This window comes from Pseudomonas sp. AK-TSAG1-1 (assembly GCF_056821665.1).
The window spans coordinates 2,467,934-2,489,284 of sequence record NZ_CM165965.1 but is presented as its reverse complement, the minus strand read 5'-3'; the positions used below and the strand labels follow the sequence as shown (position 1 = coordinate 2,489,284).

Here is a 21,351-nt window from a genome sequence, read left to right as displayed (position 1 = left end):
CTGCTCGGTTGTCAGACTTGCGCCTGAGCCCCTTCGAACCACGCCAGTTTCTCGCGCAGTTGCACCACTTCCCCTACGATCACCAATGTCGGCGCATGCACTTCATGCTCCGCCACCAGACGCGGCAGGTCGGCCAGCGTGCCAGTAAAGACCCGCTGATTGACCGTGGTGCCCTGCTGAATCAACGCCGCCGGGGTAGCCGCCGAGCGGCCGTGTTTGATCAACTGCTCGCAGATGATCGGCAAGCCCACCAGGCCCATGTAGAACACCAGCGTCTGTGCCGGCGCGACGAGGTCGGCCCACGGCAGATCGGTGGAACCGTCCTTCAGATGCCCGGTAACGAACCGCACCGACTGCGCGTAATCGCGATGGGTCAGCGGAATTCCGGCATACGCCGCGCATCCGCTGGCCGCCGTAATACCCGGCACCACCTGGAACGGAATCCCGTGGGCCGCCAGCTCTTCAATCTCTTCACCGCCACGGCCGAAGATGAACGGATCACCGCCCTTCAACCGCACCACACGCTTGCCAGCCTTGGCCAGGTCGACCAATTGCTGGTTGATCTGATCCTGCGGCACCGCGTGATCGGCGCGACGCTTGCCGACGTAAATGCGTTCGGCATCGCGACGGCACAGCTCAAGAATCGCCGGCGCGACCAGACGGTCGTACAGCACCACGTCGGCTTGCTGCATCAGGCGCAAGGCGCGGAAGGTCAGCAGGTCCGGATCACCCGGCCCGGCGCCCACCAGATACACCTCGCCGGTGGTGATATCGGCTTCACCATCGATCTTGGCTTGCAGCAGTCGTTCGGCCTCGGCGCCCTGCCCGGCCAGTTGGCGGTCGGCAATCGGGCCTTGAAACACGTCTTCCCAGAAACCGCGACGTTGCTGAACATCCGGAAACAGGTTTTTCACCTGATGACGGAAACGCGCAGCCAGTCCGGCCAGCTGGCCGTAGGTCGAAGGAATCCAGGTTTCGATCTTGGCGCGAATCAAACGGGCCAGCACCGGCGCATCGCCGCCGCTGGACACCGCAATGATCAATGGCGAACGATCGACGATCGCTGGGAAGATCACGCTGCACAACTGCGGCGCGTCGACCACGTTGACCGGCACACAGCGCCGATGAGCATCGCTGGACACTTGCGCATTCAGCGCTTCATCGTCGGTGGCGGCGATGATCAGCCCGCAACCGTCCAGGTCCGCTTCCACGTACCCACGCAACAGGCACTCGCCACCGCTGGCAGTGACCAGTTCACGCAGTTGGCTTTCGATCTCAGGTGCGACCACCCGCAGCAGCGCACCGGCATCGGCCAGCAGGCGGGATTTGCGCAAGGCAATTTCCCCCCCACCGACGACCAACACACGACTGCCGCGCAGGTTGTGAAACAGCGGCAGATATTTCATTTAGCCGATGACCTCAAGGCCACCCATGTACGGTTTCAGCACGTCCGGCACACGGATCGAACCGTCGGCCTGCTGGTAGTTCTCCAGCACGGCAACCAGGGTACGACCGACCGCCAGACCGGAACCGTTCAGAGTGTGCACCAGCTCAGGCTTGCCGGTTTCCGGGTTGCGGAAACGCGCCTGCATGCGGCGGGCCTGGAAGTCGCCGCAGTTGGAGCACGACGAGATTTCACGGTATTTGTCCTGGCTCGGGATCCACACTTCCAGGTCGTAGGTCTTCACGGCGCTGAAGCCCATGTCGCCGGTGCACAGTGCCAGGGTGCGGTAAGGCAGGCCCAGCAGTTGCAGCACTTTCTCGGCGTTAGCGGTCAGGCCTTCCAGCGCGTCCATCGACGTCGACGGCTCAACGATCTGGACCATCTCGACTTTGTCGAACTGGTGCTGACGGATCATGCCGCGAGTGTCGCGACCCGATGCGCCAGCTTCGCTGCGAAAGCACGGGGTATGAGCGACGAACTTGATCGGCAGCAGTTTCGAGTCGACGATTTCACCGGCCACGATGTTGGTCAGCGACACTTCGGCAGTCGGGATCAGGTACAGATCCGCTTCGCCTTCGCGAGCGATCTTGAACAGGTCTTCTTCGAATTTCGGCAGCTGACCGGTGCCTTGCAGCGCCGGGGCCTGAACCAGATAAGGCGTGTAAGCCTCTTCGTAGCCGTGCTCGTTGACGTGCAGGTTGATCATGAACTGCGCCAGCGCGCGGTGCAGACGGGCGATCGGGCCGCGCAGCAGGGCGAAACGGGCGCCGGACAGCTTGGCGGCAGTTTCGAAATCCAGCCAGCCGAACTTCTCGCCCAGGGCGACGTGGTCTTTGACCTCGAAGTCGAACGCGGTCGGCGTGCCCCAGCGGCGCACTTCGACGTTGTCGTCTTCGTCTTTACCGACCGGAACGGATTCGTGCGGCAGGTTCGGGATGCCGAGCAGGATCGAGTCCAGTTCGGTCTGGATCGCGTCCAGCTCGACTTTACCGGCGCTCAGTTCGCCCGCCATGCGCTCGACATCCGCCATCAGCGGCGCGATGTCTTCGCCGCGCTGCTTGGCCTGACCGATGGATTTGGAACGCGCGTTACGCTCAGCCTGCAGTGCTTCGGTGCGGGTCTGGACGGTCTTGCGCTGTTCTTCCAGCGCTTCGATGCGCGCGGTATCCAGGGCAAAGCCACGGGAAGCCAGGCGGTCCGCTACGTCCTGAAGGTTGCTACGTAACAGTTTGGAATCGAGCATGTCGGTTTCTCGTTATCAAAGTTTGGTCAAAGACAGGCCAGCCCACGTTGCGAGCAGCCCGCCGAATACGCTGAGTGCCGCATAGCCCAGGGCCAGCGGCACTTGCCCGCTTTCCAGCAGGCGCACCGTATCCAGTGAAAAGGATGAAAAAGTCGTCAGCCCCCCGAGGAAGCCGACCATCAACCCGGCACGCACCTCGATCGGTACTTCCGGGCGTATCAAAAACAGGCCGTACAACACGCCAATCAACAGACAGCCCACGATATTAACGGCCAGCGTCGCGGTATAGAAGTGCCGCGGCCAATTGGCATTGACCCAATTGGCCGTTGCGAAGCGCAACAAGGTGCCAGCGACTCCGCCGGCGGAGACCGCAACGATCAATGGAAGCACTATTTTCTCCGCTGCCTTGGGCTTAAACGGTCGAGTTGGGCGAGGTGGTTGAGCTTCTCGCCGATCTTCAATTCCAGGCCACGGGGCACCGGTTGATAGAACGGGATCGGGTCGAGTTCTTCCGGGAAATAATCTTCGCCGGCGGCATACGCATCCGGCTCGTCGTGGGCATAACGGTATTCGTCACCGTAACCCAATTGCTTCATCAGCTTGGTCGGCGCGTTGCGCAGGTGCAGCGGCACTTCCAGCGAGCCGTGTTCGGCGGCGGCGCGCAGGGCGGTTTTGAAACCCATGTACACCGCGTTGCTTTTTGGCGCGCAGGCCAGATAGGTAATGGCCTGCGCCACTGCCAACTCACCTTCCGGGCTGCCGAGGCGCTCCTGCACTTCCCACGCCGCCAGGCACAGGCTCAACGCGCGCGGGTCGGCATTGCCGATGTCTTCGCTGGCCATGCGCACCACACGTCGGGCCAGGTACAGCGGATCGCATCCGCCATCGATCATCCGCGCGAACCAGTACAGGGCGCCGTCGGGATTGGAGCCGCGTACCGATTTGTGCAGCGCGGAAATCTGGTCGTAGAACGCTTCACCGCCCTTGTCGAAACGCCGACGGGTGTCGCCGAGCAGGCTTTGCAGCAGCTCAGTGCCGATCTCGCTGTTGTCTTCGGCCAGGTCCGAGGCGTTTTCCAGCAAATTGAGCAGACGCCGACCATCGCCATCGGCGGCCGACAGCAACATCTGGAAGCCTTCATCGTTCAACGTCAGATTACGCTTGCCCAAGCCACGCTCTTCGGTGAGCGCGCGGTGCACCAGCTTGCGCAGCGCCGTTTCGTCGAGGCTTTTCAGCACGTAAACGCGCGCCCGCGACAACAGGGCGTTATTGAGTTCGAACGAAGGGTTTTCGGTGGTGGCGCCGATGAAGATCAACGTACCGTCCTCAACGTACGGCAGGAACGCATCCTGCTGCGACTTGTTGAAGCGGTGCACTTCATCGACGAACAGGATCGTGCGCTTGCCGTACTGGCCGGCCTGCTGCTTGGCGATTTCAACCGCCTGACGGATCTCCTTGACCCCGGCAAGCACCGCCGAGACCGTTTCGAAGTGCGCATCCGAGACTTCCGCGAGCAACCGCGCCAGTGTGGTCTTGCCCACGCCCGGCGGGCCCCAGAAGATCATCGAATGCAGCGCACCCTGCTCCAGCGCCTCACGCAGAGGTTTACCGCGAGCGAGCACGTGCTCCTGACCGACATACTCATCCAGATTGGTCGCACGCAAACGCGCGGCCAGTGGCTGGGCAATCGGTGCACTGCGAAACAGATCCATCACGTAGCGTTGAAACCTCTATTTGATCTCAAGATCGATCATTTACCCCTGTGGGAGCGGGCTTGCTCGCGAAAGCGGTGTGCCATTCGACATCGATGGCGGCTGATCCACCGCGTTCGGGAGCAAGCCCCCTCCCACAAAGGTTATGGGTTTATTCCTGGATCACGTCGGCACCTTTGGGGATGTCGAACTTGAACTTCGACGCCGGTACCGCTTCGTTGGCCTTGACCCCGGTGAATAGGATGTTGGTGCGCTGGCCGACGCTGTCGATCAGTTGCATGTCATTGACCAGGCCATTGCGGAACGACAGACGCAGGTTGTCGAACAGGGTGTCCTTGGTTTTCGGCTTGAGAGTGAAGTCGATCACGCCGCCCGCTTCTTTCGCGGTGATGTCGAAGCTCTGGCTGATCTTCGATACGTCACCGGACAGCAGCAGTGCCGGAGTCTGAGTCAGGCGCTCGTCGAGCTTCTTGATGGTCGCCTGTTCCAGATCAGGGTCCCACAGGGTGACCTTTTTGCCGTCGGAGACCATGGTCTGCTCGTTCGGCGCATTGGTGTGCCAGTAGAACAGACCTGGACGCTGCAGGGTCATCTCACCGGTGGTTTCCTGCAACTGGGTACCGCTGCCGTCGAGGGTCAGCTGGGAAAAGTTCGCGGTCAGGGTTTTCGATGTTTCCAGCAGTTGGGTCAGACGCGCCACGTCCTTGTCATCGGCGTGGGCCGTGAGCGTGGTCAGCGCCAGTACTGGCAACAGCATGCGGATAAGACGCATGGGAGTCCTCGTGAATACTCGTTGGGAGAGCGGCGGCACATCATTGTCCCGCCTCTTGCTTTTGCAATCAGTCGCGTACCGGGCCCGGAGCCAGAACTTCACGCGAACCGTTGGTGTTCATGGAGGTGACGACCCCGGCCATTTCCATGGCTTCGATCATCCGTGCGGCACGGTTGTAGCCGATCTTCAGCTTGCGCTGTACCGCGGAAATAGAAGCACGGCGGCTTTCCAGGACGAACTGCACGGCTTCGTCATACAGCGCGTCGGCTTCAGGATCATCGCCGTCGCCACCACCGCTGCTGCCTTCAAAACCGCTGCCCGCCTCTTCGACACCGTTGAGGATGTCGTCATTGTATTCAGGTGCACCACGCAGCTTCCATGCTTCCACCACACGGTGGACTTCATCGTCGGAGACGAACGCGCCGTGAACCCGGATCGGCAGGCTGGTGCCCGGCGGCATGTAGAGCATGTCGCCGTGGCCCAGCAGTTGCTCGGCGCCGCCCTGGTCGATAATGGTCCGCGAGTCGATCTTGCTCGACACCTGAAACGCCATACGGGTCGGAATGTTGGCCTTGATCAGACCGGTGATCACGTCCACCGAAGGACGCTGGGTCGCAAGAATCAAATGGATACCGGCGGCACGCGCCTTCTGCGCGATGCGGGCGATCAGCTCTTCGACTTTCTTGCCGACGATCATCATCATGTCGGCGAATTCGTCCACGACCACGACAATGGTCGGCAGCTTCTGCAGCAACGGCGCTTCGTCGTGAATGCTTTCGCGCTTGTACAGCGGATCGCTCAACGGCTCGCCGGCGTCCTGGGCTTCCTTGACCTTGGCGTTGAAGCCGGACAGGTTGCGCACGCCCATCTTCGCCATCAGCTTGTAACGGCGCTCCATCTCGGCAACGCTCCAGCGCAGGGCATTGGCGGCGTCCTTCATGTCGGTGACTACCGGGCACAGCAGGTGCGGAATGCCTTCGTAGATCGACAGTTCGAGCATCTTCGGGTCGATCATGATCAGCTTGGCGTCTTCCGGGCCGGACTTGAACAGGATCGACAGGATCATCGCGTTCACACCCACCGACTTACCGGAGCCGGTAGTACCGGCCACCAGCAGGTGCGGCATCTTCGCCAGGTCGGTGATGACCGGCTTGCCGCCAATGTCGTGGCCCAGAGCGAGGGTGACGGGCGACTTGAAGTTGTCGTACTCGGGGGTCGACAGCACTTCGGAGAAACGCACGATCTGCCGGTCTTCGTTGGGAATCTCGATACCGACCGTGGTCTTGCCCGGAATCACCTCGACCACCCGCACACTGGTCACCGCCAGCGAACGCGCCAGGTCTTTCGCCAGGTTGGCGATGCGGCTGACTTTGACGCCGGCGGCAGGCTGGATTTCGTAACGGGTAATCACCGGCCCCGGGTGGATCGAGTCCACTGTGACCTCGACGCCGAATTCCTTGAGCTTGATCTCCAGCAAGTGGCCGACCGCTGCCAGGGATTCAGGCGAATAATTGAGTTGTTTCTTTTCCGCAGGATCGAGAATCGAGATCGGTGGCAAGGTGCCTTCCACGGCGCTGTCGACAAACAACGGCACCTGTTTCTCTTTCTGCACGCGCTTGCTCGGCTCGGGCGCCTTGACCGGTGCCGGAGCGATGACCGGCGGCACCTGCTTCTCGCGATCGGACATGTGTTTGCTCAGGGCCTGCTCGCGTTCGATCAGGCGCTCCTTGACCTTGGCCTGTTCGCGCTTGTCGGTGACGGTCGGCGCGACCACATCATGGACGCGGTCATCGACTTCACGCAGTTGCGCGACCAGTTGCTTGCGCTCGGTACGGGCCGACCACCAGCGGTTTATCGCGCCCTGGAACAGTTCGAACAGGTCGAGGGTGATCTTGCCGGTGACGTCCATCACCTTGAACCACGACAGGTCGGTGAACACCGTCAGGCCAAACAGGAACAGCGCGATGAACAACAGCGTGCTGCCCTGGATATTCAGGGCGTTGCGCGCCAGATCGCCAAGACTCTCCCCCAGCGCCCCGCCCGCACCCGCCGGCAGACCGGTGGCGGCGTGGAAATGGATATGCGCCAGCGCAGCACCGGAGAGCACCAGGAACACCAGACCGATCAGGCGCCAGGAAAACAGCCAGCCGCTCCACTGCCACGGTTCGTGGCGTTGACGGAAGATCTGATACGCCTTGATCGCCAGCAGCAGCGGAAAGATGTACGCGAAGTAACCCAGCACCATGAACAGGATGTCGGCGCTGTATGAGCCGGCCGGGCCGCCGAAGTTCTGCACGTCGTCGATCTTGCTGTTATGGCTCCAGCCCGGATCGTCCTTGCCGTAGGTCAGCAAGGCCATCATCAGGAACAGGCACAAGGCACCGATGGCGATCAGTGCACCTTCCTTGAGCCGGTAGTGCAATTGCTGACGCCAGAGCGGAACGACTGTTTTTGGTGCTGCGGTGGATTTCTTCAAAACGCTTCTTTTCCTGCGCCCGGGGCGCGTCCATCTATTGAATGACGATAAAAAACTGCCCAATCCAGGCAGGTAAAAAAGTGAACCGGCACATCTGAGACTACTTTTAACACTGTGCCGCAGCTTTTATAAACACGGCTATAAACACGGCTCACGGCGAATATTTTGTAACAGCCCGGCATTGTACGGGTTTGTGCGGCTGATGCCATGCTTCAAACCCCATAGCAGAGCATAGCCAACCCCACAAATCCTGCGGCTCAATTTGAGCATGCATTGTCTTTTGTGACAAAGGCTTATGAGGTGTATTTGATGAACGCAGCGAAGCATTCACGCCTGATCATTCTTGGCTCCGGCCCCGCCGGTTACAGTGCCGCCGTGTACGCCGCCCGCGCCAACCTCAAACCGGTGGTCATTACCGGGCTACAGGCCGGTGGCCAGCTCACCACCACCGTCGAGGTCGACAACTGGCCCGGTGACGTCGAAGGCCTCACCGGCCCGGTACTGATGGAGCGCATGCAAAAACACGCCGAACGCTTTGCCACAGAGATCGTTTACGACCACATCCACACCGCCAAGTTGCAGCAGCGTCCGTTCGAGCTCATCGGTGACAGCGGCACCTACACCTGCGACGCGCTGATCATCGCCACCGGCGCTTCGGCGCAATACCTGGGCCTGCCCTCGGAAGATGCCTTCGCCGGCAAGGGGGTATCAGCCTGCGCGACCTGCGATGGTTTTTTCTACCGCAACCAGGTCGTCGCCGTGGTGGGTGGCGGCAACACCGCCGTCGAAGAGGCGCTGTACCTGTCGAACATCGCCAGGGAGGTGCATTTGATCCACCGGCGCGACAAATTGCGCTCGGAGAAAATCCTCCAGGACAAACTGTTCGAAAAAGCCGCCAATGGCAACGTTCGCCTGCACTGGAACCAGAATCTGGACGAAGTGCTGGGCGACGCCAGTGGCGTGACCGGGGCACGTTTGCGCGACAGCCACACCGGGCAAACCAGTGAACTGGCACTGGCTGGCGTATTCATCGCCATCGGCCACAAACCCAACACCGATCTGTTTCAGGGCCAGTTGCCGATGCGCGACGGCTATCTGCTGATCAAAGGCGGCAGTGACGGTGACGCGACGTCCACTGAAATCCCCGGCGTCTTCGCTGCCGGCGACGTGGCCGACCACGTCTACCGCCAAGCCGTGACCTCGGCCGGGGCCGGTTGCATGGCGGCACTGGACGCGGAGAAGTATCTGGACGACATTCCTGTCATTTAACGGCACACTTTATCGCGGGCCCTAAGCCCGCACCGCCCTCCCCTTCTGCAAGCCTGGACGCCATGCTGACTTGGTTACAACGCAACTCCCTGACCTTCCCGCCCCTGGAAAAGGCCATGCGCGATCCCAATGGATTGCTGGCTGCGGGTGGCGATCTGTCCGCCGACCGCTTGGTGCAGGCTTACCGGCACGGCTGTTTTCCGTGGTTTTCCGAAGGCCAGCCGATTCTCTGGTGGTCGCCGGATCCGCGTACCGTGCTGTTTCCCGACGAACTGCACGTCTCGCGCAGCCTCGGCAAACTGCTGCGCAAGGAACGCTATCAGGTGACCTTCGATCAGGATTTCGACGCCGTGATTCGCGCCTGCGCCGCGCCCCGGGATTACGCTGACGGCACCTGGATCACCGAAGCCATGCAGGACGCCTACCTGGAACTGCACCGCCGCGGTTTCGCCCACTCCGTCGAGGTCTGGGATCAAGGCCAACTGGTCGGCGGCCTGTATGGCCTGGCGATGGGGCAGCTGTTTTTCGGCGAATCCATGTTCAGCCGCGCCGACAATGCGTCCAAATATGGCTTTGCCACCCTGGTGCAGCACCTGAAAGACGCCGGATTCGTCCTGATTGACTGCCAGATGCCGACCGATCATCTGCACAGTCTCGGCGCCAGGGCGATCCCTCGCCACGAATTCGCCGACTATCTGGCCCGCCATCTGGATCAACCCAGTCGTGCCACCTGGGTTTGCTGAGCGACTTTTGCGCGCGTGGCTTACACTTAATTCACCAGCTTATCCCGAGGGTTGATCATGACCGAGTTGGCGCGCTTGAAGTTCTATGCCACTCAGCCTCATTCCTGCAGTTATCTGCCCGAGGAGCAGGCGACGACGCTGTTTCTCGACCCGAGTCAGCCCATGGATGTGCACGTCTACGCAGATCTCTCGGAAATGGGCTTTCGTCGCAGCGGCGATCACCTGTATCGGCCCCATTGCCAGAATTGCAATGCGTGCGTGCCTGCGCGCATTCCGGTGGCGCAGTTCAACCCAAACCGTCAGCAGAAACGTATTTTCAAACGCAATGCCGATCTGCAGGTGCGCCCGATAAAACCGCATTTCAGTGAAGAATATTTCGACCTGTACCAGCGCTACATCGAGCAGCGGCATGCCGACGGCGACATGTACCCACCCAGTCGTGACCAGTTCTCGACCTTTCTGGTACGTGACCTGCCCTTCTCGCGCTTCTATGAGTTTCGTCTCGACGGACGGTTGCTCGCCGTTGCGGTGACCGATTTGCTGCCCAACGGCCTGTCGGCGGTCTACACCTTTTACGAACCTGACGAGGAGCGCCGCAGCCTGGGACGTTTCGCGATCCTGTGGCAAATCGCCGAAAGCCAGCGGCTGGGGCTGGAAGCGGTGTATCTCGGTTATTGGATCAAGAACTGCAAAAAGATGAACTACAAAACCCAGTATCGCCCTATCGAATTGCTGATTAATCAGCGCTGGGTGATCCTGAACTAATCGCAGGCCCTAAACCCCTTGGCTTAAACCCCCTTTTTCGGGCACAATGCACGCCGCTTTTGCCTGGCGCAGTTGCACCGGGCCATTCATTGGACACCGAGGGCTTTACTGCATGTCGAAAGAAGACAGCTTCGAAATGGAAGGCACTGTCGTCGACACCCTGCCCAACACCATGTTTCGTGTGGAGTTGGAAAATGGGCACGTCGTAACCGCGCATATTTCCGGCAAGATGCGCAAGAACTACATTCGTATTCTTACCGGTGACAAAGTGCGCGTCGAGCTGACGCCCTATGACTTGAGCAAAGGGCGCATCACTTACCGCGCTCGCTAATCAAGTCAATACAAGACGCCCGGCTATGCCGGGCGTTTTTGTTTGTCTGCGATTTGGGTTTTGGTTTTGGGTGTATATCCGTTGCTGCGGGTGTTGCGGCTGGCGGTTTCGCTTTTACAGCGAGTCCCTTTTTCAAACGCCAAAAAGGAACCAAAAGGCTTTGCCCCGGCGTACGGCACTTCGCTGAGGCTCAGTGTTCCCCCCCTACGGTGTCCATCAGGGGGCATCGCCTACGGTTTGCTTCGCTGCACCTCCTCTCGATGTATGCGGCTTCGCCGCACGGCGCTGCGCGCCTACCCCCTGATGAACACCTACGCTCGGCCTGCCGAAGGGGCAAAAGATCAAGAGCCAAAGCCAAAGCCAAAGCGAAAGCCAAAACAAGATCAAAAGCCCCTCACCCCAGCCCTCTCCCAGAGGGAGAGGGCTGGGGTGAGGGGCAAATCCACCACAACCCCAAAGCCAGGCACGCTGTGCTTTTCACCACTCAACACGATGAGCGTTAGCTCGAGTAAAGCTTTTGATCTCAAGGCCCGTCGGCAGGCTGAGTGGAGGGGGTTATCCGGGGGTGGGAGCGCAGCGACCGTTTGGCGCAGCCAAACACATCGAGAGGAGGTGCAGCGAAGCAAACCGTAGGCGATGCCCCCGGATCAATCCCGCAGCGAAGGAACCCGAGCCTAGGCGAGGGCCGAACGTCAGGGCAAAGCCTTTTTGGTTACTTTTTCGGCGTCTGGAAAAAGTGACCCGCCGTAAGGGCGGAACCCTAACAAGCCGTTACCGCAGCAACGGATATACACCCAAAACCCAAAAACTCCAGATAACAAAAAAGGCGCCCGAAGGCGCCTTCCAAAGCCACAACCAAGCCGTCAGGCCATCTCAGCCGTAGTCTCGAAGTCAAACGTCAGCTCACCATCCTTGATGTCGATGTGAACCACACCGCCATGCTCGGCCAGCTCGCCAAACAGAATCTCCTCCGCCAACGGACGCTTGATCTTGTCCTGGATCAAGCGCGCCATCGGACGTGCGCCCATGGCCGAATCGTAACCACCGGCCGCCAGCCAACTGCGCGCCGCGTCGGTAACCTCCAGCAACACACGCTTGTCTTCCAGTTGCGCCTGCAGTTCGGTAAGGAACTTGTCCACCACACTTTTGATGACCTCATGGCTGAGGCGACCAAACTGGATGATGGTGTCCAGGCGGTTACGGAATTCAGGCGTAAAGCTCTTCTTGATCACTTCCATCGCATCAGACGAGTGGTCCTGATGGGTGAAACCGATCGAAGCACGCGCTGCGGTCTCGGCACCGGCGTTGGTGGTCATGATGATGATCACGTTGCGGAAGTCCGCCTTGCGCCCGTTGTTGTCGGTGAGCGTACCGTGATCCATCACCTGCAGCAGCAAGTTGAAGACTTCCGGATGCGCCTTCTCGATTTCATCGAGCAGCAATACGCAGTGCGGCTGCTTGGTGATCGCTTCGGTCAACAGACCGCCCTGATCGAAACCGACATAGCCCGGAGGCGCACCGATCAGACGCGACACGGTGTGGCGCTCCATGTACTCGGACATGTCGAAGCGCACCAGTTCGATCCCCAATGCCTTGGCCAGCTGCCGCGCAGCCTCGGTTTTACCGACACCGGTAGGCCCTGCGAACAGGAACGAACCGACCGGTTTGTCAGGCGACTTCAGGCCGGCACGGGACAGCTTGATCGCGGTCGACAGCGAATCGATCGCTGCGTCCTGACCAAACACCGTCAGCTTCAGGTCGCGCTCCAGGTTACGCAGAAGCTCCTTGTCGGAACTGGTGACGTGTTTCGGCGGAATCCGCGCGATTTTCGCCACGATGTCTTCAACCTGCGGCACGTCAATGCGCTTCACGCGCTTCTCGACCGGCTGCAGACGCTGATAGGCGCCCGCCTCGTCGATCACATCGATGGCCTTGTCCGGCATATGCCGGTCATTGATGTAGCGCGATGCCAGTTCAGCAGCGGCGCGCAACGACTCATCGCTGTATTCGATGTTGTGATGCTGTTCGAAACGCCCTTTCAGGCCGCGCAGGATACCGATGGTGTCTTCCACCGATGGCTCGACGACATCGACCTTCTGGAAGCGCCGCGCCAGAGCACGGTCCTTCTCGAAGATGCCGCGAAATTCCTGGAACGTGGTCGAGCCGATGCAGCGAATGTCGCCAGACGACAGCAATGGCTTGAGCAGGTTCGAGGCATCCATGACGCCACCGGACGCAGCACCCGCACCAATGATGGTGTGGATTTCGTCGATGAACAGAATCGCCTGCGGACGTTTTTTCAGTTCATTGAGCAGCGCCTTGAAGCGCTTCTCGAAATCACCGCGATACTTGGTGCCCGCGAGCAGAGCGCCGAGATCGAGCGAGTAGACGACGCTGTTGGCCAGCAGATCCGGCACCTGGTTGTCGACAATACGCTTGGCCAGGCCTTCGGCAATCGCGGTTTTACCCACGCCAGCCTCACCCACCAACAGCGGATTGTTCTTGCGCCGACGCGCAAGAATCTGCGCGACACGCTCGACTTCCATTTCGCGGCCGACCAACGGGTCAATGCGACCCTGGCGCGCGAGTTCGTTCAGGTTGCTGGCATAAGCATCCAGAGGATTGCCTGAGGAAGAAGACTCACCGCCCTCGTCGTCCTGCATATCTTGTTCACCTTCAGAGTGATCGCCGTGCCCAGGCACCTTTGAAATGCCGTGGGCGATGTAATTGACGACATCAATGCGCGCAACGCTCTGCTGTTTCAGCAGAAACACGGCCTGACTCTCTTGCTCACTGAAGATTGCAACCAGCACGTTGGCGCCAGTCACTTCGCGTTTGCCCGAGCTCTGTACGTGAAAAACAGCACGTTGCAGTACACGCTGGAAGCCCAGGGTTGGCTGGGTTTCGCGATCTTCGTCATGGACGGGGATCAATGGCGTGGTGGAGTCGATGAACTCCTGCAGGTCGTGCTTGAGTTTGTCGAGGTTTGCGCCGCAGGCACGCAATACGGTGGCGGCAGCCTCATTGTCCAATAGGGCCAGCAGCAGGTGTTCGACGGTCATGAATTCATGACGCTTCGAACGAGCCTCCTTGAAGGCAAGATTGAGGGTGACTTCGAGCTCGCGGTTTAACATAGCTTCACCTCATACCCAAGTGGTCGGCGATTAACCGTCCTTCTCGATTTCACAGAGTAGCGGATGCTGGCTTTCCCTGGCGTACTGGTTGACCTGCATGGCCTTTGTCTCGGCGATGTCGCGGGTAAACACTCCACATACTGCCCGTCCTTCTGTGTGGACGGCCAGCATGACCTTGGTCGCCAGCTCGCGATTCAGGTTAAAAAACACCTCGAGCACTTCGACGACGAAATCCATCGGTGTGTAGTCATCGTTGAACAAAACCACCTTGTACATCGGCGGCGCCTGTAACGCAGGCTTTGCTTCCTGAACAGCAACGCCTGCCGAATCGTCGTCGTGCTCCTGTGGAAGATCCTTTTGGAGAAGCGGGCGATCCTGATTGAATGTTAGTCGAATCTGGCTGATTGCATGCATGGAAAGAAAGGTTCGTCAGTTGTGCAAATACAGTGGTGGGGGCGGTTGTGCACCTTTTCAACTCCGACTGCCCGGTCACCTTGACTATCGGGAAAACGGTGTTACAACCAATAGAGCCCACAGTGGGTAAAAAAGATCCGCGGAGTCAATTCATTTAACCGAATTCGATTGCGGATGTCCTGGATGATACTCCAGCGATGGAGTCTGTTGCAGAGGGATTTGAGCATGGCTGTCGGCAAGGTCAAGTGGTTCAACAATGCCAAGGGATTCGGCTTCATCAACACCGATGCCCGCGAAGGACGCGACGAGGATGGCAAAGACATTGATTTCTTTGCGCACTACTCCGCCATTGAGATGGACGGGTATAAAACCCTCAAGGCCGGACAGGCCGTGAGCTTCGACATCGTTCAAGGCCCCAAAGGCCTGCACGCCGTCAAGATCAAAGCTGCGACAGCTGCCAGCGAGCCGGCCGTGCCTGCGCACCATACCGAAAAGGTGTCGAGCTGACGCTACCCGTCACTCAGCCATGAAAAAACCGCCCGAAGGCGGTTTTTTTGTACCCGCATCGCTTACATGTGCGAAATCAGCGCATCTCCGAAGCCCGAAGACGAAACCAGCTTGGCCCCATCCATCAGACGTTCGAAGTCATAAGTCACGGTCTTGGCACCGATGGCGCCGTTGGTGCCCTTGATGATCAGCTCCGCCGCTTCGATCCAGCCCATGTGGCGCAGCATCATCTCGGCCGAGAGAATCAGCGAACCCGGGTTGACCTGATCCTTGCCGGCGTACTTCGGCGCAGTACCGTGAGTCGCTTCGAACATCGCCACGGTGTCGGACAGGTTGGCGCCCGGCGCGATACCGATACCGCCCACTTCCGCCGCCAGAGCGTCAGAGAGGTAGTCGCCGTTGAGGTTAAGGGTCGCGATCACGTCGTACTCGGCCGGGCGCAGCAGGATCTGCTGGAGCATGGCGTCGGCGATGGCATCTTTCACGATGACGTTCTTGCCGGTTTTCGGGTTCTTGAACTGCATCCACGGACCGCCGTCGAGCAAGGTCGCGCCAAACTCCTCGGCCGCCACTTCATAGGCCCATTCCTTGAAGGCACCTTCGGTGAACTTCATGATGTTGCCTTTGTGCACGATGGTCAGCGAGTCGCGATCGTTGTCGACCACATATTGCAGGGCCTTGCGCGCCAGACGCTTGGTACCTTCGAGCGAAACCGGCTTGACGCCGATGCCGCAGTTTTGGTCGAAACGGATCTTGGTGACGCCCATTTCTTCTTTAAGGAATTTGATGACCTTGGTGGCCTCCGGCGAACCGGCCTTCCACTCGATGCCGGCGTAGATGTCTTCGGAGTTCTCGCGAAAGATGGTCATGTCGACGTCGCCAGGCTTTTTCACCGGGCTTGGCACACCTTCGAACCAGCGCACCGGGCGCAGGCAGACGTACAGGTCGAGTTGCTGACGCAGGGCCACGTTCAGCGAACGGATGCCGCCACCGACCGGCGTGGTCAGCGGGCCTTTGATGGAAACCACGTAATCCTTGACCGCGTCCAGGGTTTCCTGGGGCAGCCAGGTGTCCTGGTCGTAAACCTGAGTGGCTTTTTCGCCGGCATAGACTTCCATCCAGGAAATCTTGCGCTTGCCGCCGTAGGCCTTCTGAACAGCAGCATCGACAACCTTGATCATCACCGGGCTGATGTCGACACCAATGCCGTCACCTTCGATGAAGGGGATGATCGGGTTATCAGGAACATTGAGAGAATGGTCTGCATTGACGGTGATTTTGTCGCCGACGGCTGGAACCTGAATCTTCTTGTAACCCATGCTGAACTCCATTGTTTGGATTGAACATCTGGCTTGGTTCGAGCGTAACCCAGTTAAATCAACACGCAAACCCTCTGTTCACGGCGCGGGCACATCTGGCTTCGTACAAGCCTGAAAGCAAAGGGAAAAGCGCCAAACTCAAGCATTCACAGCGACTCTACGCGCCACCCTGCCCTGCGACCTTTAGACCAATGGACGAGAATCGTTGCATATGAACCATCGGCAGATTGCCAGCTACCTATGTATAATGCCGCCCGCTGACCAAAGGGTCACGACGGCTGGCCTCTCTAGCACGAGACTTTCCGCCTGATTGGTCGGGTTGTTACCGCAGTCCGACTGCTTGACGCTCTACTGATGCACCCAACATCACCGCGAAGAATCTCGACATTCGGTTCATGGATGACTTTGAACGAACGCGCTTACCCGGCGCCCCTCGAGTTTCTGCGCACGCTTTAGCAAAGAAGAGAGAGTTAATCCGAATATGCCCACCCGCTCGAAGATCATCTATACCTTCACCGACGAAGCTCCAGCCCTCGCCACCTATTCCCTGCTGCCGATCATCGAGGCTTACACCGCCTCGGCCGATATCGCCGTGGAAACCCGCGATATCTCTCTTGCAGCACGCATCCTGGCCAGCTTCCCCGAGCAACTGGGCGACAAAGCCGTAGCCGACCACCTCGCCGAACTGGGCGCTCTGGCCGTTACGCCTGAAGCCAACATCATCAAGCTGCCGAACATCAGTGCTTCGGTTCCTCAGCTGCAAGCGGCGATCAAAGAGCTGCAAGCCCAGGGTTACAACCTGCCGGACTACCCGGAAACCGTGACCAGCGACGCCGACAAAGACGCCAAGGCGCGTTACGACAAGGTCAAGGGCAGCGCCGTGAACCCGGTTCTGCGTGAAGGCAACTCCGACCGCCGCGCTCCGCTGTCGGTCAAGAACTACGCGCGCAAGCACCCGCACAAAATGGGCGCCTGGGCCAAGGACTCCAAGTCCCACGTCGCTCACATGAGCACCGGCGATTTCTACGGCAGCGAAAAAGCTGCCCTGATCGACGCCGCTGACGCTGTGAAGATCGAGCTGATCGCCAAAGACGGTACCGCTACCGTCCTGAAAGAAAAAACCACTGTTCAGGCCGGCGAGATCCTCGACTGCGCCGTGATGAGCAAAAACGCCCTGCGTGCGTTCATCGCCGCTGAAATCGACAGCGCCAAGGCACAAGGCGTGCTGCTGTCGGTTCACCTGAAAGCGACCATGATGAAGGTCTCCGACCCGATCATGTTCGGCCAGATCGTTGCCGAGTTCTATAAAGACGCCCTGACCAAGCACGCTGACGTGCTGGCCCAGATCGGCTTCAACCTCAACAACGGCATCGGCGATCTGTACGCGCGCATCAAGGCCCTGCCAGCCGAGCAACAAGCTCAGATTGAAGCCGACATGGCAGCGGTCTACGCCGCTCGCCCATCGCTGGCGATGGTCAACTCCGACAAGGGCATCACCAACCTGCACGTGCCAAGCGACGTTATCGTCGACGCCTCGATGCCGGCGATGATCCGTGACTCCGGCAAAATGTGGGGCACCGACGGCCAACTGCACGACACCAAGGCTGTGATCCCGGATCGTTGCTACGCGACCATCTACCAGGCCGTGATCGAAGATTGCAAAGCCAATGGCGCTTTCGACCCGACCACTATGGGCAGCGTGCCAAACGTTGGCCTGATGGCGAAGAAAGCCGAAGAGTACGGCTCGCACGACAAGACCTTCCAGATCAAGGCTGACGGCGTGGTTCGCGTGACCGACAGCAAAGGCACCCTGCTGATGGAACAGGCTGTTGAAGCCGGCGACATCTTCCGCATGTGCCAGACCAAAGACGCCCCGATCCAGGACTGGGTCAAACTGGCCGTCAACCGCGCTCGCGCAAGCAGCACCCCGGCAATCTTCTGGCTGGACCCGATGCGCGCCCACGACGGCGTAGTGATCGAAAAAGTTCAGGCTTACCTGAAGGATCACGACACCACCGGTCTGGACATCCAGATCATGGCCCCGGTCGACGCGATGAAGTACACCCTGCAGCGCACCCGCGAAGGCAAGGACACCATTTCGGTCACCGGTAACGTTCTGCGTGACTACCTGACCGACCTGTTCCCGATCATGGAACTGGGCACCAGCGCCAAGATGCTGTCGATCGTGCCGCTGATGAACGGCGGTGGTCTGTTCGAAACCGGCGCCGGCGGCTCGGCTCCGAAGCACGTGCAGCAACTGGTTGAAGAGAACTTCCTGCGCTGGGATTCGCTGGGTGAATTCCTTGCACTGGCAGCGTCCCTCGAGCATCTGGGTGTGAACTACAACAACCCGAAAGCGCTGGTGCTGTCCAAGACCCTGGATCAGGCTACCGGCCAGTTCCTCGACAACAACAAGTCGCCATCGCGCAAAGTCGGCAACATCGACAACCGCGGCAGCCACTTCTACCTGGCGCTGTACTGGGCTCAGGCCCTGGCCGCCCAGACCGAAGACGCTGCACTTCAAGCGCAGTTCGCGACCCTGGCCAAAACCCTGACCGAGAACGAGGCGACCATCGTTGCCGAACTCAACGCCGTTCAGGGCAAGCCAGTGGACATCGGTGGTTACTACCACGCTGATGCCGAGCTGATCAGCAAGGCCATGCGCCCAAGCGCAACCTTCAACGCGGCGATTGCTGCGCTGGTATAAGGTTGTAGCGCGGTAAACAAACCCCGGCCCCGTGCCGGGGTTTGTGTTTCTGCCTGCAATACCCCCCCCCTGTGGGAGCGAGCCTGCTCGCGAATGCGGTTTATCATTCAACATCTTCATTGACTGACCCACCGCTTTCGCGAGCAGGCTCGCTCCCACAAGGGATCGGGTTTTAACCAAGAGATTGAGGAAGTTTTATGGAATGGCTCCCCCACATCACCGTCGCCACCATCGTCGAGGAGAACGGCCGCTTCCTGATGGTCGAAGAGCACAAGGCCGGACGTAATGTGCTTAACCAGCCCGCCGGCCATCTCGACCCCGACGAAACCCTGATCGAAGCCGCCGTGCGCGAAACCCTCGAGGAAACCGGCTGGGACGTCGAACCCACCGGCGTGATCGGCATTTACCTGTATACCGCTCCGAGCAACGGCGTGACTTACCAGCGCGTGTGCTTCAGCGCCAAAGCCGTGCAACACCACCCCGACTATCAACTCGATGACGGCATCGTCGGCGCCAAGTGGCTGACCCGCGACGAATTAATCGCCCAGCGCGATAACTGGCGCAGCGAGCTGATCATCCGCTGCATCGACGATTATCTGGCCGGTCATCACTTCAGTCTCGAACTGATCCGCCCTTCTCTTTAGCCTTGAGGCCGTGAGCCTGATAGAATCGCGTCCTTTTTCAAGACACTCATTGAATCCCTATGCGTGATCCAGCCCCTTCTGACACATCCAAGAAGCGCGTCATTGTCGGCATGTCCGGCGGCGTGGACTCTTCCGTTTCCGCTCTCCTGCTGATCGAGCAGGGTTACGAGGTGGAAGGCCTGTTCATGAAGAACTGGGAAGAAGACGACGGAACGGAATACTGCACCGCCATGGACGACCTGGCGGATGCTCAGGCTGTGTGCGACAAAATCGGTATCAAGCTGCACACCGCCAACTTCGCCGCCGAGTACTGGGACAACGTGTTCGAGCACTTCCTGGCCGAATACAAGGCCGGGCGCACGCCGAACCCTGACATCCTCTGCAACCGCGAGATCAAGTTCAAGGCGTTCCTCGATTACGCCATGATGCTCGGCGCCGACCTGATTGCCACCGGCCACTACGTGCGTCGCCGTGACATCGAGGGCCGCACCGAACTGCTCAAGGGCCTGGATCCGAACAAGGACCAGAGCTACTTCCTGCACGCCGTCGGCGGCGAACAGATCGCCAAGACCCTGTTCCCGGTCGGCGAACTGGAAAAACCGGAAGTACGCGCAATTGCCGAGAAATACGAGCTGGCGACCGCCAAGAAGAAGGATTCCACCGGGATCTGCTTCATCGGTGAACGTCGTTTCAGCGACTTCCTCAAGCAATACCTGCCGGCACAACCGGGCGAAATCAAAACCACCGAAGGCGAAGTCATCGGCCGTCACCACGGCTTGATGTACCACACCATCGGCCAGCGTCAGGGTCTGGGCATCGGCGGCCTGAAAGATGCCGGCGACGAACCGTGGTACGTGCTGCGCAAGGATCTGGACACCAACGAACTGATCGTCGGCCAGGGCAACAATCATCCATGGCTGTTCTCCAGCGCCCTGCTCGCTTCGGAAATCTATTGGGTCAACCCGATCGACCTGAGCCAGCCGCTGCGCCTGACTGCCAAGGTTCGCTATCGCCAGAGCGATCAGGCCTGCACCCTGGAAAAAACCGCCAGCGGCTACCGCGCCGTGTTCGACGAACCGCAACGCGCGGTCACTCCGGGCCAGTCCGTGGTGTTCTACGACGGTGAAATCTGCCTTGGCGGCGGCGTGATCGAAGTCGCCGAGCCGTGGAGCGGCCAGGCATGAGCCCGACTCAGGAGCAACTGACGGCGCTGGGCGGCGTGTTTCTCGCCGCCGTGCTGGTCGACCGGATCGCCAAGACCGGCCAGACCAGCGAGGCGGGCCTGAGCTGCATGCTCGGCAGCCTGCTGGTGCGCGACCCGAAGGACACACTGGACGTGTACGGCGGCGACGACATCAATCTGCGCGAAGGTTACCGGGCCTTGATCGGCGCGCTCGAACGCGACCCGAGCACCCTGCAGCGCGAGCCATTGCGCTACGCCCTGTCGATGCTTGGCCTCGAGCGGCAACTGGCCAAACGTAACGACATGCTCGACACCATCGGCAAGCGCCTGCCGCAGATCCAGTCGCAGGTCGAACACTTCGGCCCGGCCCACGAAAACGTGGTCGCTGCCTGTGGCGCGCTGTATCAGGACACCCTGAGCACCCTGCGCCAACGCATTCAGGTGCATGGCGACATGCGCAACCTGCAGCAACCGAGCAACGCTTCGAAGATCCGCGCCCTGCTGCTGGCCGGCATCCGCTCGGCACGCCTGTGGCGACAGCTCGGCGGCCACCGCTGGCAGTTGGTGATCAGCCGGCGCAAGCTGCTCAAAGAGCTGTATCCGTTGATGCGCAGCGAGTAAATCGTCGCGCAATAAAAGTTTTGTAGTCTGTAGCGCGTAATACGCCGGTCAGTTGGCAACGGACCGG

General features: G+C 59.8%; 18 protein-coding genes. 9 read left to right on the top strand and 9 right to left on the bottom strand.

Annotated features, from left to right (window positions below; translation table 11 throughout):
- Positions 1 to 11 precede the first annotated feature (11 nt).
- The 6 genes from cysG to AC1UK9_RS11175 all read right to left on the bottom strand — a co-directional run bounded on the left by cysG (position 12) and on the right by AC1UK9_RS11175 (position 7,647).
- Positions 12 to 1,406 carry a siroheme synthase CysG gene (cysG, locus tag AC1UK9_RS11200; RefSeq protein ID WP_482580065.1) on the bottom strand — a complete coding sequence of 465 codons (1,395 nt, stop codon included), beginning with the start codon at positions 1,404 to 1,406 and terminating at the stop codon, positions 12 to 14.
- The gene (gene serS / locus AC1UK9_RS11195) at positions 1,407 to 2,687 is read right to left on the bottom strand and encodes a serine--tRNA ligase (RefSeq protein WP_454565878.1); all 1,281 of its coding nucleotides are present in this window, start codon (positions 2,685 to 2,687) and stop codon (positions 1,407 to 1,409) included.
- A gap of 15 nt (positions 2,688 to 2,702) precedes the next feature.
- Complete coding sequence (gene crcB, locus AC1UK9_RS11190; RefSeq protein ID WP_025109012.1) at positions 2,703 to 3,077, bottom strand: fluoride efflux transporter CrcB; 375 nt, start codon at positions 3,075 to 3,077, stop codon at positions 2,703 to 2,705.
- Positions 3,077 to 4,399 carry a replication-associated recombination protein A gene (locus AC1UK9_RS11185; RefSeq protein WP_025109011.1) on the bottom strand — a complete coding sequence of 441 codons (1,323 nt, stop codon included), beginning with the start codon at positions 4,397 to 4,399 and terminating at the stop codon, positions 3,077 to 3,079. The genes crcB and AC1UK9_RS11185 overlap by 1 nt, the downstream gene beginning before the upstream one ends.
- A 151-nt stretch (positions 4,400 to 4,550) precedes the next feature.
- Complete coding sequence (gene lolA / locus AC1UK9_RS11180; RefSeq protein WP_473015234.1) at positions 4,551 to 5,171, bottom strand: outer membrane lipoprotein periplasmic chaperone LolA; 621 nt, start codon at positions 5,169 to 5,171, stop codon at positions 4,551 to 4,553.
- Positions 5,172 to 5,238: 67 nt separating this feature from the next.
- Complete coding sequence (locus AC1UK9_RS11175) at positions 5,239 to 7,647, bottom strand: DNA translocase FtsK (protein WP_025109009.1); 2,409 nt, start codon at positions 7,645 to 7,647, stop codon at positions 5,239 to 5,241.
- Between the two features lie 309 nt (positions 7,648 to 7,956).
- Here AC1UK9_RS11175 and trxB point away from each other — a divergent pair, with 309 nt between their 5' ends.
- From trxB to infA, 4 genes are all read left to right on the top strand, one after another.
- Positions 7,957 to 8,916: a thioredoxin-disulfide reductase gene (gene trxB, locus AC1UK9_RS11170; protein WP_482580064.1), complete on the top strand. Its 960-nt coding sequence runs from the start codon at positions 7,957 to 7,959 to the stop codon at positions 8,914 to 8,916.
- Between the two features lie 62 nt (positions 8,917 to 8,978).
- Positions 8,979 to 9,659, top strand: a complete 681-nt coding sequence (aat, locus tag AC1UK9_RS11165; RefSeq protein ID WP_025109007.1) for a leucyl/phenylalanyl-tRNA--protein transferase — start codon at positions 8,979 to 8,981, stop codon at positions 9,657 to 9,659.
- Between the two features lie 57 nt (positions 9,660 to 9,716).
- Positions 9,717 to 10,424 carry an arginyltransferase gene (locus tag AC1UK9_RS11160; protein ID WP_025109006.1) on the top strand — a complete coding sequence of 236 codons (708 nt, stop codon included), beginning with the start codon at positions 9,717 to 9,719 and terminating at the stop codon, positions 10,422 to 10,424.
- Positions 10,425 to 10,536: 112 nt separating this feature from the next.
- Positions 10,537 to 10,755 (top strand): translation initiation factor IF-1, encoded by a 219-nt coding sequence (gene infA, locus AC1UK9_RS11155; protein ID WP_002553999.1) that lies wholly within the window; start codon positions 10,537 to 10,539, stop codon positions 10,753 to 10,755.
- 863 nt (positions 10,756 to 11,618) lie between these two features.
- On the opposite strand, the gene clpA is transcribed toward infA, so the two are convergent.
- On the bottom strand, positions 11,619 to 13,889 hold the full coding sequence (gene clpA, locus AC1UK9_RS11150; protein WP_025109005.1) for an ATP-dependent Clp protease ATP-binding subunit ClpA: 2,271 nt from the start codon (positions 13,887 to 13,889) through the stop codon (positions 11,619 to 11,621).
- Positions 13,890 to 13,919: 30 nt separating this feature from the next.
- Positions 13,920 to 14,303 carry an ATP-dependent Clp protease adapter ClpS gene (gene clpS, locus AC1UK9_RS11145; protein WP_011334948.1) on the bottom strand — a complete coding sequence of 128 codons (384 nt, stop codon included), beginning with the start codon at positions 14,301 to 14,303 and terminating at the stop codon, positions 13,920 to 13,922.
- Positions 14,304 to 14,528: 225 nt separating this feature from the next.
- Between clpS and AC1UK9_RS11140 the strand changes: the two genes are divergently transcribed.
- Positions 14,529 to 14,810 carry a cold shock domain-containing protein gene (locus AC1UK9_RS11140; protein WP_473015229.1) on the top strand — a complete coding sequence of 94 codons (282 nt, stop codon included), beginning with the start codon at positions 14,529 to 14,531 and terminating at the stop codon, positions 14,808 to 14,810.
- Positions 14,811 to 14,872: 62 nt separating this feature from the next.
- Here the strand turns inward: AC1UK9_RS11140 and icd are convergent, their stop codons facing one another.
- The gene (gene icd / locus AC1UK9_RS11135) at positions 14,873 to 16,129 is read right to left on the bottom strand and encodes an NADP-dependent isocitrate dehydrogenase (RefSeq protein ID WP_482580063.1); all 1,257 of its coding nucleotides are present in this window, start codon (positions 16,127 to 16,129) and stop codon (positions 14,873 to 14,875) included.
- Positions 16,130 to 16,610: 481 nt separating this feature from the next.
- Here icd and AC1UK9_RS11130 point away from each other — a divergent pair, with 481 nt between their 5' ends.
- From AC1UK9_RS11130 to hflD, 4 genes are all read left to right on the top strand, one after another.
- Entirely contained in the window at positions 16,611 to 18,836 is a 2,226-nt protein-coding gene (locus AC1UK9_RS11130; protein ID WP_473015227.1) for an NADP-dependent isocitrate dehydrogenase, read from the top strand.
- A gap of 197 nt (positions 18,837 to 19,033) precedes the next feature.
- Positions 19,034 to 19,480, top strand: coding sequence for an NUDIX hydrolase (locus AC1UK9_RS11125; protein ID WP_482580062.1), 447 nt, complete (start codon positions 19,034 to 19,036; stop codon positions 19,478 to 19,480).
- Between the two features lie 59 nt (positions 19,481 to 19,539).
- Complete coding sequence (mnmA, locus tag AC1UK9_RS11120) at positions 19,540 to 20,664, top strand: tRNA 2-thiouridine(34) synthase MnmA (protein WP_025109000.1); 1,125 nt, start codon at positions 19,540 to 19,542, stop codon at positions 20,662 to 20,664.
- Positions 20,661 to 21,284: a high frequency lysogenization protein HflD gene (gene hflD / locus AC1UK9_RS11115; protein ID WP_025108999.1), complete on the top strand. Its 624-nt coding sequence runs from the start codon at positions 20,661 to 20,663 to the stop codon at positions 21,282 to 21,284. The genes mnmA and hflD overlap by 4 nt, the downstream gene beginning before the upstream one ends.
- Positions 21,285 to 21,351 lie beyond the last annotated feature (67 nt).